Source organism: Psychrobacter sp. P11G3, from assembly GCF_001435845.1.
In the GTDB taxonomy this organism is placed as follows: domain Bacteria; phylum Pseudomonadota; class Gammaproteobacteria; order Pseudomonadales; family Moraxellaceae; genus Psychrobacter.
This window is the reverse complement of the sequence record NZ_CM003596.1, coordinates 1,411,762-1,429,025: the sequence shown is the minus strand read 5'-3', so window position 1 is coordinate 1,429,025 and position 17,264 is coordinate 1,411,762. Positions and strand designations below refer to the sequence as shown.

General features: G+C 44.0%; 11 protein-coding genes. 4 read left to right on the top strand and 7 right to left on the bottom strand.

Features of this window, described 5'->3' with window-relative positions; genetic code table 11:
- Nucleotides 1-126: 126 nt before the first annotated feature.
- Both AK824_RS05860 and leuA read right to left on the bottom strand, forming a co-directional pair.
- Nucleotides 127-756, bottom strand: coding sequence for a hypothetical protein (locus AK824_RS05860; protein WP_057759689.1), 630 nt, complete (start codon nucleotides 754-756; stop codon nucleotides 127-129).
- Between the two features lie 217 nt (nucleotides 757-973).
- A complete protein-coding gene (gene leuA, locus AK824_RS05855; RefSeq protein ID WP_057759686.1) occupies nucleotides 974-2,758 on the bottom strand; it encodes a 2-isopropylmalate synthase in 1,785 nt (594 codons plus the stop codon).
- Nucleotides 2,759-2,979: 221 nt separating this feature from the next.
- On the opposite strand from leuA, the gene AK824_RS05850 reads away from it, so the two are divergent.
- Nucleotides 2,980-3,468, top strand: a complete 489-nt coding sequence (locus tag AK824_RS05850; protein ID WP_057759684.1) for an Lrp/AsnC family transcriptional regulator — start codon at nucleotides 2,980-2,982, stop codon at nucleotides 3,466-3,468.
- 5 nt (nucleotides 3,469-3,473) lie between these two features.
- On the opposite strand, the gene AK824_RS05845 is transcribed toward AK824_RS05850, so the two are convergent.
- From AK824_RS05845 to AK824_RS05825, 5 genes are all read right to left on the bottom strand, one after another.
- Nucleotides 3,474-4,730 (bottom strand): YbfB/YjiJ family MFS transporter, encoded by a 1,257-nt coding sequence (locus AK824_RS05845; RefSeq protein ID WP_057759681.1) that lies wholly within the window; start codon nucleotides 4,728-4,730, stop codon nucleotides 3,474-3,476.
- 128 nt (nucleotides 4,731-4,858) lie between these two features.
- Nucleotides 4,859-6,202, bottom strand: a complete 1,344-nt coding sequence (locus tag AK824_RS05840) for an ABC1 kinase family protein (RefSeq protein ID WP_057759678.1) — start codon at nucleotides 6,200-6,202, stop codon at nucleotides 4,859-4,861.
- A 170-nt stretch (nucleotides 6,203-6,372) separates the two neighbouring features.
- Complete coding sequence (locus AK824_RS05835) at nucleotides 6,373-7,176, bottom strand: HesA/MoeB/ThiF family protein (RefSeq protein WP_413772215.1); 804 nt, start codon at nucleotides 7,174-7,176, stop codon at nucleotides 6,373-6,375.
- A 47-nt stretch (nucleotides 7,177-7,223) separates the two neighbouring features.
- Nucleotides 7,224-8,096 carry a peptide chain release factor N(5)-glutamine methyltransferase gene (prmC, locus tag AK824_RS05830; protein ID WP_057759672.1) on the bottom strand — a complete coding sequence of 291 codons (873 nt, stop codon included), beginning with the start codon at nucleotides 8,094-8,096 and terminating at the stop codon, nucleotides 7,224-7,226.
- Between the two features lie 50 nt (nucleotides 8,097-8,146).
- Complete coding sequence (locus tag AK824_RS05825) at nucleotides 8,147-10,063, bottom strand: AmpG family muropeptide MFS transporter (protein WP_057759669.1); 1,917 nt, start codon at nucleotides 10,061-10,063, stop codon at nucleotides 8,147-8,149.
- A 783-nt stretch (nucleotides 10,064-10,846) separates the two neighbouring features.
- Between AK824_RS05825 and katG the strand changes: the two genes are divergently transcribed.
- The 3 genes from katG to AK824_RS05810 all read left to right on the top strand — a co-directional run bounded on the left by katG (nucleotide 10,847) and on the right by AK824_RS05810 (nucleotide 17,000).
- Complete coding sequence (katG, locus tag AK824_RS05820) at nucleotides 10,847-13,030, top strand: catalase/peroxidase HPI (RefSeq protein WP_057762436.1); 2,184 nt, start codon at nucleotides 10,847-10,849, stop codon at nucleotides 13,028-13,030.
- Between the two features lie 361 nt (nucleotides 13,031-13,391).
- Nucleotides 13,392-14,321, top strand: coding sequence for a LysR substrate-binding domain-containing protein (locus AK824_RS05815; protein ID WP_057759664.1), 930 nt, complete (start codon nucleotides 13,392-13,394; stop codon nucleotides 14,319-14,321).
- A gap of 204 nt (nucleotides 14,322-14,525) precedes the next feature.
- Nucleotides 14,526-17,000 carry a membrane-bound PQQ-dependent dehydrogenase, glucose/quinate/shikimate family gene (locus AK824_RS05810; RefSeq protein ID WP_057759661.1) on the top strand — a complete coding sequence of 825 codons (2,475 nt, stop codon included), beginning with the start codon at nucleotides 14,526-14,528 and terminating at the stop codon, nucleotides 16,998-17,000.
- The last annotated feature ends 264 nt before the right edge of the window (nucleotides 17,001-17,264 follow it).

Sequence of the window (17,264 nt, the reverse complement as noted above, 5' to 3'; positions counted from 1 at the left end):
TAAAATACTTATAGAATTCGCTAAGTTTAATTAAAACAGCACATAAAAAACCGCTATTAATATAGCGGTTTTTTTATGTCATCAATAAGCTGTCAATCATACATAAAGTACAACGAGCATATCTAATTATGGCAACACTCTATTGAAGTTCATAAAGCATTCGTTACCATCAGGATCAGCGCACCATTGCATCTGGTTGCCATCATGATTGATAAATGCAATTAATGCTTCATCAGTCTGGTCGATCTGATTGCCTGAGCAATCTACTTCATTATTATCATAAACGGTCTTGATCGCAATAACTGGCAGCCCTTCTTCACGGTGGGTGACCAGATAGCGGCCGTATGTCCACTCTTTGCCACTGACAGACCACATCTCATTATCCGCACTAAAGTTATATAGCTCGCGGCACTGGTTAAACTGACCAACTGACGCAAGTAAGTTTTTACTAGTAGTTGGTTGAATGTTTAGAACCCGCTCTTCACTTTGAGTCAGGACGCCGCCGTCCATACCTGTCATCACTTTAGGCTCTACATTGCTAGGCTGTTGCGCAGTATTTGCCGACTGGTTAGCTTCCGCTTCCTTGGTCATCATGGCCTGAGTAGAATGAGCGCTGCTGTCCAAGTCTATTTCCCACTGTCCAGCGATGGCTGGACTAATATGAGTGGTAATGGTCGGCTTGGTAGCCTCACCGTTCGCAGGCAACGAAGCCAAAATAGATGCTAGCGTGAATGAAGCAAATGAAATAGGTTCCATAATTAACCTTTTATTTATAATATTTTAATATATACATTAGCGTAAGTCTTAGACACTAAAAACACAAGTAACATTATGCTATTGCTCATAAATCTATAGTTGAAATGGCGCAGGTATTTATAGCAAAAAATAACGCCATCGCTTTACTTGCTAGAGACAAGAAGCGATGGCGTTATTAGCATACAGGATTTTGCGTGATATTAATGACTACTTGACACTAAGCAGCTTCTGTATTTAGCGCTTGAGCAAAGGCTGATAACGCCCCTTTTAGCATGGCTGACACCGTACTGCTGCAAGTACCGATGCCTGAATACACCTCACCATCAACATTAAGCTGTATATAAGCGGCAGCGTTGGCATTGGTTTTGTTATCACTATTGGTATCATCATCGATACCATTACCGCTGTTATGATGCGGGTTAATCGCATGCTCTGCATAGTTAATAATATGTAGTGATTTGCCCGTATGCTGTGCAAGTCCGTCAATAAACGATGATAATGGGCCGTTACCCGTGCCATCAATATCAATGGTATCGCTATTCATCTGCACCTGACCACTAAAGTAAACCGCGCCGCCTTTATTGTTGACGCTATAGTCTAGTAGTTCAAACTTACCCTGCTGCAAGTAAGTATCTTCAAAGGTCTGCAAGATTTCATCATTCTGCAATTCTCGTGCCGCTGCTTCAGCTTGCTTTTGTACCACACGGCTAAAGTCAATCTGCATCCAACGTGGTAAGTTGAAACCGTAATTACGCTGCAAGATATATGCGACACCGCCTTTGCCCGACTGGCTATTGATACGTACCACATCTTGGTAGCTACGGCCAATATGCGCAGGATCGATGGGTAGATAAGCCACGTCCCAGACATTATCCGTTTCGCTCTGATTGCTTTCATTGTAATCAAGAGATTTTTTGATAGCATCTTGATGTGAGCCACTAAATGCCGTGAAGACCAACTCGCCTACATAAGGATGACGTGGGTGCAATGGTAGGTTATTGCATTCGCTCACCACCTGTACGATTTCGCTCATATTGCTAAAATCAAGCTCAGGATCGATACCTTGGCTAAATAAGTTCATGGCCATGACCATGATATCCATGTTGCCTGTACGCTCACCGTTACCAAGCAATGTGCCTTCGATACGATCCGCACCTGCAAGCACGCCCAATTCAGCTGCTGCTACCGCACAGCCACGGTCATTATGGGTATGCAAGCTCACAATCACATGCTCACGCTGCGCTAGATTGCGGCAGAAATATTCTACTTGATCAGCAAAGACATTGGGCATAGAAGCCTCAACCGTCGCTGGCAAATTAAAAATAACTTCCTGACCCTGCTGTGGTTGCCACACCTCACACACTGCATCGCAAACCTCTACGGCATATTCAGTCTCTGTCTGGCTAAAGCTCTCTGGCGAGTACTGAAATACCCAATCTGTCTCAGGGTACTTTGCTGCATATTCTTGTAATAGCTTGGCACCTGCAATAGCAATCTCTTTGATTTCAGCTTTATCTTTGCCATAGACTTTTTCACGTTGTACACGGCTGGTTGAGTTATAGACATGGACAACCGCACGTTTAGCACCTTTCAATGATTCGAAAGTACGGGCAATCAAATGCTCGCGCGCTTGTACCAATACTTGTAGCGTTACATCTTCAGGTACGTGGTTTTCTTCAATAAGCTTACGCGCAAAGTCAAACTCTACCTGCGCCGCTGATGGAAAACCAATCTCAATCTCTTTAAAACCAACATCTACTAAGGTCTTAAAAAAGCGCATTTTTTGTTCAATGGTCATCGGATCAATCAGTGCTTGGTTACCATCACGCAGATCCACACTTGCCCATATCGGTGACTTCTCAATCGTTTTGCTTGGCCAAGTACGATCTGGCAGCGATGGCGCAAATGCAAATGGACGGTATTTACGGAAGTCAAAAGCGGCACTTTTTGGTGTGATCTTTGCAGTCCCTGTGGCTGCGGTGTGCGTGGCTTGGTCAGACATAATCAATCCTTAGATGATATGGTTATTTATATATTTAGCTAGGCGATTAGCTGTTGATTAGATCAGTATTTATCATACGAGATAACTAGTGTTCATACCATAATAATATCAAAGTTTAGCAGAGAGAAACCTGCTTTCTTTTACTTTATTTTCTGTTATTTTAGTGGAAAAACACAATTTAGACATTATAATCGAATAAATTCACTATTAAGGCTTGAGAAATGCCAGACAATCATATTGATAGTACAGGGACTGCAGATATAGACGAGATAGATAGACAGTTGCTACGCTTACTGCAAACACAGGCGCGTATGAGCATTACTGAACTCGCTGAACGCGTCAACCTGTCTGCCACCCCTTGCGCACGTCGTATAAAGCGCTTAGAAGATGCAAACATAATCACTGGCTACCATACCAAAACCGATGCGCAAAAACTTGGCTATCCACTGGCCGTGTTTATCGCTATTAGTATGGATCGTCATACAGCAGAACGTTTTGAGCAGTTTGAACGCAAGGTTCAGAGCTTTGAAGAAGTCATCAGCTGTAGTATTGTCACAGGTCGCACCGAAGACTATCTAATTAAGGTCAGAGTACGTGATATGACACATTACGAAGAGTTTTTATTACATCGTCTCAATCGTATCGAAGGCGTGGCTCAAGTTCATACCAGTTTTGAATTACGAGAAGTATTTAGCCGTAGCGTGGTTTAGACGATCTATGCGGTCGTTGTCGACTGTCGACGAAACCATACCAATAGTACAAATCCAATCATTAATCCAATAGCAGCGACAAGTAAGCCTGCATTGAAATTACTATCTTGCCCTGCCAGTGCCACTGTTACCAAGGGTCCTAAAAACTGCCCCAATGCATAAGCCAACGTCGCTAGAGCAATCAGTAAATTAGAATAGGCAGGATTGATATTTTTAAATAGCGTTAGAGTCATCGATACCATACCGACGAAGGTCAATCCTAAAATCGCAGCGTTGCCATATAATCCAAGTGCACCATCAAACCATATTGGCAAGCACATCCCAAATGCTTGCAATACCGTCAGCCCCATTAAGGTTTTTATCTCACCGATACGTTTGGCAAGCGCGCCCCATAGGGGGTTTGACAACATCGCAAAAATACCAACGACCAACCAAATCATGAGTCCAGCATACGTCTGTGTTGTTAGACGTTGTGCTGCCATAACGGGTAAAAAAGTTGCTGAGCTAATATAACCAAACCCTGCCAGTACGTAGCTGACAAAAAGCAAAGCAAGCGCTTTATGATGTCCAGAAATTGCTTCATATAAGGCGCGTTTAAAGTTTAAATAGGCCTGATGCATTGACACGTGTTGTTTGGCATCAATCTGCTGTGAATCAACAGCCCGTACTTGTCTTGGCTTTATCGCATACAGTAGCCATACAAGCGGCAAACTGGTGACACCTGCGACCAGCCAAATTACATCGAAGTGATAGCCTAGTTTTAATAGCCACCATGTCACGATGGCAGAGGCGCTAATGCCGACGCCAATACCTGCATAATGGACTGCTGACAATACAGAACGGCGCTCAGGGCTAAGGTTTTGAATGACAAACGATGAGCTTAGAATCATCGCCACGCCACTTGCAATGCCTGCGATTAAGCGAATGATATACCATAGTATGAGCGACATATTTGGTATGACGAGTAGCATCGTGGTGACAACACTGATAATCGCCCACAGCGTCAGCGCTTGCCATGTCGAGCGCTGAGGCACAAACATGGCGATAAGAGCGCCAATAAAGTAACCGATATAATTGATTGATGCCAGCCAGCCTGCGATCGTCGTTGATAGCGACAATTGCACCATAATATCAGGTAAGGTGGCGGTAAACAGAAAGCGGCCATAACCCATAACGACTGCCATGCAGTACATACCGATACAGGCAATGGCAGCTTCGTTGGTAATCGTCGGGACCATACGGCTTTTAAAAGCAGTCATCATGACAGCGCCATTTTTGTGGTAATTAGCACACAATCCTTTGTGTTAGACAGTCAAAAGCAGTAATAAATAAACGCAGAAATAGAAAAGTTATTAGATATATTAGGCCAGCATAAATTTATTAGCGAAAACTATAATACGTCTAACGTTGGCGTCTCTACCGTATCCTGTCCTAGCATTTGTACCCGCTGATCGCTAAACATATCCATATCTGGAGCTAGCGTACGCATAAACCGATCAAAATACAACATCTGTTTGGTCAATAGAGCAAAGTCACGTGGGAAATGGATGCCATGACGTTTACCAACTTCGACAATCTCAAGCATCATTTTATTAAGCTCATCGGCTTGTTCTTTACTATTAAACGGTACACCACTAGTAAAGGTCTTATCTTCTGCCATGATGGTTGTCATCATGCGTTGCAAGTCATTCCCCAGTGCAGTCACATCAACTTTATTGCCACCATGTGTCATTTCCATATCAATCATATGGCGCGCCATGGCTTGATAGTCACTGTCTTGCATGGCTTGCATCATGCCCATACATGCGCGCCAGCTCTCAGCTTTTAGTTTACCGACAATACCAAAATCCAAAAAGCCAATACGGCCATCAGTCAATAGCATTAAATTGCCAGCATGCAGATCAGCATGGAAACTATTGCACAGCATAAGACTGGCAAACCATGTATTTAAAGTATCTGCCATAACTTGAGCAGGATCTGCACAGTATTGACGCATGAGTGACTCATCAACCATAGAGACGCCATAGAGACGGCTCATCGTTAGAACACGCTTGGTAGTCAGCTCTTCATAGACAGTTGGTGCAACGACACGAGTATTACCTGATACCGCTAAGAACTGCTGAAAATCGCGGATGTTCTGCGCTTCAGCGATAAAGTCAGTCTCGGCAAGCATACGCAGACGAATCTCGTCAATAATCGGTGCAATACTCGCAAATTTCATCGATGGCATCAGTATTTCAAGTAGCTTAGTCACACCATGCAATACACCCAAATCGGTCTGCATGATGGTCTCGACGCCAGGCTTTTGTACCTTTAGCACCACTTCATCACCATTGTGCAATCGTGCTGCATGCACTTGAGCGATAGAAGCTGAGGCTAATGGCTCTGAGTCAATATGCGCAAACGTATCATCAAGCGTCATGCCATTAGTCGCCAGCTCCTCTCTTAGCACTTGCTCGATATAAGCATAAGACAATGGCGTGGTTTGATCCAAGCAGCTCTGGAAAGCCTTAACATAATCACGTGGAAACAGCGACGGTGTACTGGCGATAAATTGACCGATTTTGATATAAGTTGTGCCTAACTGCTCAAAGGTTTCTTTGAGTAGCATCGCGTCAGGTTTCTCACCTTTTGCCACTCTTAGCGCAGACAGACCTGCCACGCTCGCTGTTTGGCGAACACGGTTCATGACATTAAAAGTGTGCTTTAATAAATGCGGACGATGAATTTTCATAAAAAACAACTATGGTAATAAGAAGGAGGTTTGAAGATAGGCAATACAATATAAAAATGCGTTAAAATCAGATTACTCAGTTATAGTGGATTCAATATAATTTGGATACAAGGAAGGCGAGTGAAAGTACTACAAGTCGTAGACTAAGCAAGCCTGACACCGTATCCAATTTATAGAGAGTTGACTATAGGACTGCTACAGACAGGACACTGCGGGTCTTTTCGATACCCCATCAGCCGCTGCTGCATCTGACTACCATCCCATATGAGCAGTTTGTTTGTCAGTGGATTTTTGGTTAATCCTAAATATTGCAGTGCAGTATTGGCTTGCAAATTGCCCATGACGGCAGTAGTACTGGCCAGCACACCAGAATTGGCACACGTACGTTCATCAGCGGCTTCGTCGAGCACTACGGAGCCAAACACGCAATGATAGCAACCAGTATCGAGCTGAGGTTCGAACAGTGCTAACTGCCCTTGCATCGCAATTGCCGACGCAGACAATAGAGGAATCTGATAGCGTACACTAATACGATTGATGACGTCACGAGTCGCAAAATTATCCGTACAGTCTAAGAGTAAGTCAGGCTTGCCGGCTGCTATATCGAGCAATTCATAAGCGTTGTCTTCATCTAATCGTGCGACTGTGCCGCGAGCCTTTATCAAAGGATTGATGCGCTCTAACATGTGCGCTGCAGTCAGTGCTTTAGACTGACCAACATCTTCTGGCAAAAACAGCGTCTGCCGTTGTAAGTTGCTTGCTTCAATCTCGTCATCATCAATCAGATGGACATAACTTACCCCAGCACGTACCAATGTCTCAGACGCAGGACAACCAAGGCCGCCTGCCCCTATTATGACCACATGTGCTGTCTTTAATCGCAGCTGAGCGTCCATATCCCAACCGTCTAATAAAACTTGCCGAGCATAACGGAGCAGCTCGTCATCTGATAGCTGTACCAGCTCTTCTACCATATTCATCTACAACCTATAATCAAAGAAATCTACTATCGAAAAACCATCTATTTGACTTGCCCTAGCGTGACACGATCATTATTACCGTAATCTTTCATGGTATGTACTGATTCAAACCCATTGTCTAGAAACAGCTGCCGAACCGCATCACCTTGATCATAGCCATGTTCAATAGCTAATAACCCACCTGTACAGAGATATGTCGTCGCTTGCTGAACGATATGCTCGATATCAGCTAGACCTTGATTGGGCGCACTCAAGGCACTAATCGGTTCAGCTGTTAGACCTGCCAAATGCTCGTCTGTCTCGTCAATATACGGAGGGTTTGACACAATCACGTCAAACTGCGGCTCATCGTTAGTAGGTAACGTTTGATACCAACTGCTTTGGACAAACTCAACATTAGCAACATTATTGCTCACGGCATTTTGCTGAGCAACTTTAAGCGCCTCTGACGATAAATCAACCGCCACGATTTGCCAATTAGCGTGTTTTAATTCATGGGCAAGACTAATGGCGATACAACCTGACCCTGTCCCCAAGTCTAGCAATCGCTTATCACTAAGTTGCGCTGGCTGAGCGTTTATCCAGTTCAATACTTGCTCAACCAGTACTTCGGTATCGGGCCGAGGAATCAAAGTATGCTCGTTTACCTTAAAGCTCAGCGACCAAAACTCCTGCTGCCCAGTCAGGTACGCAAGTGGTATGCCTTGCTGCATTTTTACCACACCGTCATTGAAACGTGCGACCTCACTATCAGTGAGCTGATAATCTTCATCAGTCATCAACGCTATCGCAGGCTTATCAATAACGTGCAACAACCAGTCCGTGAACCAAAATGACGGTAACCGATTATCTGACTCACCATTCGTCAGTTGTTGAATCTGCTGCTTGATTTGACGAATGGTTGATACGGTCATAGATAACTCTTAAAAAACAGTAAATTTATAAAGGTAAAATGCTGCTTAGCCTACTCTGTCGCGCGTGGCGGCTCTTTAGTATCGGTCAGGTTTGGATTGGTTTTGCTCAGTTTGTCACCTACCCCATTGCCACCGCTGCCATCATTATTGTCATCGCCATAAATATCATCGTTATCACCAATGACAATATGTCTATCGACAAAGTAAATCAGTGCCAGAATTGGAATACCAATAGCAAAGGTAAAGATAAAGAAAAACGGATAACCCATATTATCGACGATAGCACCAGAATAACCACCCATCACTTTGGGTATCAGGGTCATCAATGAGGAAAAAATCGCATACTGTACAGCAGTAAAGCGAATCGAGGTTAGTGCTGATAAGAAAGCGATGAATACAGCACTCGCAAGGCCTGCAGCCAAGTTATCAAATATCACTGCCATATACATGATTGGCAGGCTACCTGGGTTATATGTCAATACCACAAACAACAGGTTAGTCGCACACGCTAAAATTGCACCAATCATCATGGCATGCATGATACGGAAACGTTGAGCCAAAATCCCGCCCAAGAAGCCACCTGCAATTGCCATAATCACACCGACCAGTTTTACGGCATTGGCGATATCTGTTTTGCTAAAGCCCATGTCTTGATAAAAGACGTTGGAGATCACGCCTGCGACGATATCTGAGATACGGTATAGACCAATCAATGCCAATAGCAGCAGGGCTTTTTTGCCATAACGTCGGAAAAAATCTAAAACAGGCTCGATCCATGTTGCCATGGCCACTTCTTTTTTCACCAGTCCTACTTGTACCAGTGCATAACCTGCTGCCATCGCCGCGCCTAGGCTTACTAATAAGTGCAAGGTTTCTACAAAGAAGCTAGAAAAAGCGCCTTCGAACTCCGGTAAGACTTGTCCCATCAATATGTAAACAGCGATAAAAGCAATCACTGAAAATACAAACAACGCTACCAGTCTGACGTAGTCTTCACGAGTTTCAGCGACCAACGGGGCTTTGTTAATGATTTTTGGTTGATTGATAATAAAGTACAGTAATAATAATGGCGCGAACGCGACCAATGCTAAAAAGTAAAATTTAATCGCTGGCATTACCATTAGTGGTATCAAGGCCACTGTGCTATTAAATACTGTATTGATCAAAATATTAATCAGGTAAATAACACCGAACAGTAGGCCTGGGATAAGCAGCAGCGCAGAATAAATTAGGAATACTTTTAAGTTACCCTTTTGCTTTTTACCTTGCAGGGTCTCAGCGGTTGGCTCATAACTGGCAAACGTCGTTAATACCCCTAAAGTCATGACTCCTGCCATGATGTAGTAAGTATTACGCCATGCTTCATAACTATAAAACGTCTCATTTGAGCCGAAATAATCAGCCAAATATAACGCGCCTGCCCCTGCGACAATCATACCGATACGGTAGCCTGACACATAAATAGAGGACAGAATAGACTGCATAGACGGCGGTGCAAGCTCAATACGGTACGCATCAATCACGATATCTTGCGTCGCAGAAGAGAACCCAAGCAGCACGGCCGCGCCTGCCATATAAACCAAGACATCTTCGCTAACAGGATTTACCCTTGCCATTAAAAAGATTGCCAGCACGATAAGCAGCTGTGATACCACCATCCAACTACGACGACGCCCTAGCCACTTGGTCAAAAACGGTACAGGGAGCGCATCAATCAATGGCGCCCAAATAAATTTGAACGAATAACCCAATGCTGCCCAGCTGAACATAGTGACGACACTACGATCAATGCCTGCTTCTCTCAGCCATAGCGATAGACTTGAGAAAATCAGCAGAATAGGTATACCCGCTGAGAACCCCAAAAACAGCATAATAATGACACGAGGATCGAGATAAGCTTTTGTAGCCTCGCCCCATGACTTTTTGGCAATTGGTTGATTGGGCGGTACAGATTTGACAGCAGACATAATAACTCACCAACAATTCAGACAAAGAACACAACCGCGCACAATTTTTATCAATCTTTAGAATCAGTTATACACAAAAGGATCGATAAAAATTGCTCTACGTTGCACTAATATTATCGTTACAACAAAATCCAGTTATGGTACTTGAGAACCTTTATCTTGACTAGATGTTTTTGCATTAACTTAGCGATTGCAGGCCATATGCAATCGCTTACATTTCTTAATCGTAACGCAAAAAACCGCAGTGTTTTACCAAGGTTATCTTAGCTCTCTTTTTTATTGCTCATTTCTGTTTTGAAAGATGTCTGACAATGACGTTATTTATAGGTAATATAAAGGTAGTAGTAAAATTGACGCAGGCTTGATTGGTTAGGTGCACACTCTTGGTTTACTCTTAACTGACGATGATAATTATAGGCGTTAATGAAGATTTAGATAAACAAAACATCAAGTCTTTTATGATTGGTAATTTAAAACTTATAATTCTTATATATTAGTTTTATAAATCTACTCAGCTTAGTTATGCTTTGTACATAAACAACGACTACCGAGATTCACGGTTTGTTCTTTCTATTATCATAGCCTAGGAGTTATACCATGTCCGACTCAACCAATAACACCACTGACAAAAACACTACCCCAGATGCTGCTCGTTGTCCTGTAGATCACGAAAGCAACAATAATAATGCGCCTACTAACACAACCTATGATCAGGGTGACGGTCAAGGTCCAACGATCCATAGTGAAAACGTTGATAACTCGCATGAGCCTCAGCGTCCTAGCATGGGTGGCTGCCCTGTTATGCATCAGGCACATACTACCACTGCATCTGCTGCGACAGATTGGTGGCCAAACGCCCTGAACTTAGACATATTGCACCAGCAAGACAAAAAGACTGACCCAATGGGTGAAGACTTTGATTATGCTGAAGCTTTTAAACAGCTAGATCTAGAAGCGGTCAAAACTGACCTGAAGAACCTAATGACTGAGTCGCAAGAATGGTGGCCAGCGGATTGGGGTCACTATGGCGGCTTGATGATTCGTATGGCTTGGCATTCAGCTGGTACGTATCGCGGTGCTGATGGTCGCGGCGGCTCTAATACTGGTAACCAACGCTTTGCACCATTGAACAGCTGGCCTGACAACGTCAACCTTGATAAAGCACGTCGTCTATTGTGGCCAGTCAAGAAAAAATACGGCAATAAATTGTCATGGGCCGATTTGATGATTTTGGCAGGTAACATGGCTTATGAATCTATGGGCTTCAAAACTCTAGGATTTGCCGGTGGCCGAGCTGATATTTGGCATCCAGAAAAAGACATCTACTGGGGTTCTGAGCGCGAATGGTTAGCCGCTACCAAAAACCGTTATGACAGCGACGAAGACCGCGCGTCACTAGAAAACCCACTAGCAGCAGTACAAATGGGCTTGATTTATGTCAACCCTGAAGGTGTCGATGGTAACCCTGACCCACTAAAGACCGCTCAAGATATGCGTACTACCTTTGCTCGTATGTCAATGAACGATGAAGAGACTGTCGCTCTAACCGCTGGTGGACATACCGTTGGTAAATGTCATGGTAATGGTGATGCGACGATACTAGAAGACGAGCCAGAAGCCGCTGACATTAAAGAGCAAGGTCTAGGCTGGCGCAATCCTAAAGGTCGTGGTAATGCAGGTGATACCGTTTCGAGTGGCATCGAAGGCGCATGGACCACCAATCCGACCCAGTGGGACCATGGTTATTTCGAGCTACTATTAAACCATGAATGGGCACTGACCAAAAGTCCAGCCGGCGCATGGCAGTGGGAACCAACTGATATCAAAGAAGAAGATCGTCCGTTAGATGCTCATGATCCAAGTGTCCGTCGTAACCCAATCATGACTGATGCAGATATGGCATTGAGCAAAGATCCTATCTATCGTGAGATTTCAGAGAAGTTCCATAACAACCCAGAATACTTTGATGAAGTATTTGCTAGAGCGTGGTTCAAACTGACTCACCGCGATTTGGGACCAAAATCTCGTTACTTAGGTGCTGATGTACCAAGCGAAGACTTTGTATGGCAAGACCCTATTCCTACAGGTAACGCGGATCTGACTGCTGATGATATTGCAACGTTAAAAGCACAGATTTTAGACAGTGACATTAGTCGTCGTGAGTTGATCATTACAGCATGGGACAGCGCTCGTACGTTCCGCGCTTCGGACTATCGCGGCGGTGCAAATGGTGCACGTATCCGTTTAGCCCCACAAAAAGACTGGGCAGGCAACGAGCCAGAACAGCTACAACGTGTGCTTGAGACATTGACCAGCATTCAGTCTGGCTTTGATAAAGACGTTAGCTTAGCAGACCTTATTGTATTGGCTGGTAACACTGCTATTGAACAAGCAGCAAACGATGCAGGCGTAGATATTACTGTACCGTTTAATCCAGGTCGCGGTGATGCTGACGCTGAAATGACTGACGCTGAATCTTTCGCTGATTTAGAGCCGCTACATGATGGCTATCGTAACTGGATTCAGGGCGACTATGCGGTATCACCAGAAGAGATGCTACTTGATCGCACGCAGCTAATGGGATTGACAGCGCCTGAGATGGTCGTATTGCTTGGTGGTATGCGAGTCCTTGATACCAACCACGGTCAGAGCCAACATGGCGTCTTTACTGAACGTGCTGGCGTGCTTACTAACGACTTCTTTGTCAATTTAACAGACATGAATTACACATGGCACCCTGTAAAAGCAGCCGACAATACTGCTAATAGCTACGAAGTACGTGAGCGTGGTACAGGAAACGTCAAATGGCAAGCAAGCCGTGTAGATTTGGTATTTGGCTCTAACTCTATATTACGTGCTTATGCTGAGCTATACGCGCAAGATGATAACTTAGAGAAATTCATTCGTGACTTCGTCCGTGCTTGGAACAAGGTTATGAATGCAGATCGCTTTGATATTGCAAAATAAACCAAGTTTGAAGTTGGTCAGTATCAACTAATTACCAGTAGTAAATAACTTTATAAATAACGAACAGCTATCTTTCAGAAGGTAGCTGTTTTTTTGTGCTTAGTTTTTTATACTTAATAATGACCGTTCTTTATGAGTTGTTAGGTCAAGTTACCTCACTGACTAAACAGCATTTACTGAACAAATGATTTTTTAGCATTGCAAAATACAAATTCTATATTCATAATTATCATAAATTGATAGCTATTTATTATATACAAGAATAATAGCTTTGTTTTACACTACTTTATTACTGTATGTTCAGACATTTTTACTTTCATATACAGACGAGGTTTGTATATTTATACAATAGGATTAAGTTATGGCAATCGACGTAGTGGTCAACCAACGGCATTTGCAGATTCAGCTCAAACAGCTAGAAACAGTATGGCATACGGTGATTAACGGTTATAACTTAAGCCAAGCAGCGACCGTGCTACATACCAGTCAATCAAGCTTATCAAAGCATATTGCTGCGCTAGAAAACCAGTTAAAGACGGAAGTATTTGTGCGTCAAGGCAAACGCCTGACAGGACTGACTACCATGGGCACAGCGCTCATGCCTCATATCGAGTCTATCTTTGCTGAAATCCGTACCATTGAAAACCTCAGTCTAGATTTTAATAATCCAAACATCGGTACGCTGACGATTGCCACCACTCACACACAAGCGCGTTATGTACTGCCGCAAGTGGTTAAAGAGTTCAAAGATCGTTTTCCTAAAGTAAATTTGATTTTGCAACAGGCAGATCCTGAGACCATCGCTCAGATGGTCATCCGTGGTCAAGCCGATATCGGTATCGCCACTGAGTCCCTGCTACATAACAACTATCTTAGATGCTATCGTTACTATGACTGGACGCATCGCGTGATCGTACCAAGTGATCACGAACTGGCTAGCCAAGAGTCTATTGACCTGCCCACGCTTGCCAGCTATCCAATTGTGACTTATCACGGTGGTTTTACAGGACGCGGCGCGATTGACAAGACGTTTGATGAAGCAGGACTGGAGCCAGATATCGTATTAGCGGCGCTCGATGCCGATGTGATCAGCACCTATGTCGGTCTGGGCCTAGGTATTGGTATCATCGCAGAAATGGCATTTGAGCCAAGCCATTATCAAAACCTGACTGCCATACCCGTCGATCATTTTGGTCGCTTTACCAGTTGGATGGCGGTACGTGATGATGCAGAAATCCGTCAATATGGACGCGCGTTCATGGAGCTATGTCAAAAGCAATTTGCAAATTAATGAGCATTTGTTAAATAAAGTATCTCAGACTTGCTCACCCTTACTAGACTGAGCTGTGGATGATAAAATAGATTCTAGAACGTTATTCAATGTTTCTTTTATATATTATTCACACTTGTATTGATATTTGGTCGAATGAAATTGATTAGCGACTAAATATCAATACATATTAACTTGCTCTTTTGTAAACAGGTGATACCGCTCATGGAAAAATTCGTAGCGATCATTATGGCAATTTTTGCCGCCCCTCTACTCATTGGCGGCGCTTATTTATTGTCCTTAGGCGGTAGTCCTTACTACCTCATTGCTGGCGTTATCATACTAACGACAGCTTTTTTATTATTCAAAAAACACTGGAGTGCTTACGGATTATATGCGCTATTTATCGTAGCAACCATGGCTTGGGCGCTTTGGGAATCTGGGTTCTATTGGTGGGCGCTAGCACCTCGAGTTGGCTTTCCGCTTATATTTGGTTTGCTCATGCTACTGCCATGGGTATCCAACAAAATGCGTGGTCCTAAAACTCAAGTAGCTTCACATAGTACACCAACCACAAACAACGCTAAGAAAAGCCCTCTGTATTATTGGGGTCTACTCGTAAGCGTAATCGTAGGTGCACTGCTCTCTTTTGGTAGTTTAGCCAACAATGCCACTGACAAACTCGGTGAGCTAGACTTGACTGCTGCAAATGATGACGAGCAAAACGTCAGCTCAGATGAGACCTCAGCCAACCTTGGTGACCCATTATCAAACGGTCAGCAAACGCCAGATGGTGAGTGGAGTGCGTATGGTCGTACTGATTATGGTCAGCGCTACTCGCCTCTAGATAAAATCAATACCGATAACGTCAAAGATTTAGAATTGGCTTGGCAAATCCAAACAGGTGATGTCAAAGGTCCTAACGATGTCGGCGAGACCACTTATCAGGCAACACCATTAAAAATTGGCAATGGCTTATACCTATGTACCCCTCATAACTGGGTAATGGCACTAGACGCTGACTCTGGTGAGTCACTATGGACATTTGATCCTCAAGTAGAGAAAAACTTACAACGCCAGCATCAAACCTGTCGCGGCGTATCTTACTATGCAGGTCAAGCGACCAGTCCTGTGCAAGTACAGAAAATTGCTGGTAATACCTTTGAAAACGCATCTAAGCAATGCGATGCCAAGATATTTATCCCAACTTCTGATGCGAAACTATATGCACTCGATCCAAATACTGGGCAACGCTGCCAAGACTTTGGGGATGATGGTGCATTAGACTTGATGCATAACATGCCGTTCAATCAAGCAGGTTACTATTATTCTACGTCACCACCAGTTATCGCGGGTGATACCATCATCGTCGCTGGTGCTGTCAATGATAACTATGACGTCAACTCGCCTTCTGGTGTGATCCGTGCGTATGATGTCAATACTGGTGAGCTTCTTTGGAACTGGGACTCAGGCGATCCTGACAATACAGCACCTTTCGATGTCAATGATCCAACCCAAACTTACAAGACCAGCTCACCAAATTCATGGTCAGTTGCCACTGCCGATGAAGAGCTTGGATTGGCATACTTCCCTATGGGTAACCGTACGCCAGATCAGCTAGGTAGTTATCGAAATGCCGCTGAAGAAAAGTACGCAACGTCTGTTGTCGCTCTAGATATCGAGACTGGTGAAGCACGCTGGGTTCAGCAGTTTGTCCATCATGACCTTTGGGACATGGACACGCCTGCACAGCCAACCTTACTTGATCTAGATACGGCCGATGGTGTACAGCCTGCATTAGTTGTACCAACCAAACAAGGCGATGTATACGTTTTGAACCGCGCAACGGGTGAGCCCATTGTACCGATTAAAGAGCGTCCTGCACCGCAAGGCTATCTCATAGCGGGAGAGCACGCAGCGCCAACTCAGCCTTATTCTGGCTTGAGCTTTGAGCCTGAACCACTGACTGAGAAAGACATGTGGGGTGCCAGTCTCGTCGATCAAATGATGTGCCGTATTGAGTTCAATCAGCTCAACTATGATGGTCGCTACACCCCACCATCAACCAATGGTAGCTTGGTCTATCCTGGTAACTTTGGTACCTTTAACTGGGGCGGTATCGCAGTCGATCCTGAGAATGGCGTGATGTTCGGTATGCCGACTTACTTAGCATTTACCTCAAAACTCATTCCTAGAGATACGTTGGGCGATGCAGAGACCAATAAAGGCGAGCAAGGCGTCAATGCCAATGAAGGTGCAGATTACGCAGTAGAATTGGGCCCCTTCTTGTCACCATTAGGCGTACCTTGTCAGCAGCCACCATGGGGCACGATCGCTGGTGCTGACTTAGCCACAGGTGATATCGCTTATCAACGTAAAAATGGTACGGTACAAGACTTGTCTCCTATTCCTATCAAACTGGAACTGGGCGTACCTGGTATCGGTGGACCTATCATTACTAAAGGCGGCGTCGCGTTCTTGTCCGCGGCGACAGAAAACAACTTCCGAGCTTATGACTTGAAAAATGGCGACGTACTATGGAATGTTCGTATTCCAGCAGGTGGTCAAGCCACGCCAATGACTTACTTGAACTCTAAAGGTGAGCAAATGGTCGTATTGGTCGCAGGTGGTCATGGTTCAGTTGGCACAACCATTGGTGATTATGTCTTAGCTTACAAGCTTGGTGACCAAGATAAATAATGTTGCATTTGGTTCTTAATACAATCATCATTTAACTTATCATTATCTTATAATCGACTAATTAGAGAAGCAGGTAACTTAGGTTGCCTGCTTTTTTTAATGCCATCCTTTTTTAATGCCATAGTGTAATGCTGCTAAATCCTTTTATGACCTCACTTATGGTTTATTTATCGCTTATTTTGACAAACGACAACCTTTATAAATACACCTTAATAATTGTTAAGCGAGCTTAAAAACAGAGTTACCTAGCTTTGTTATGATTCA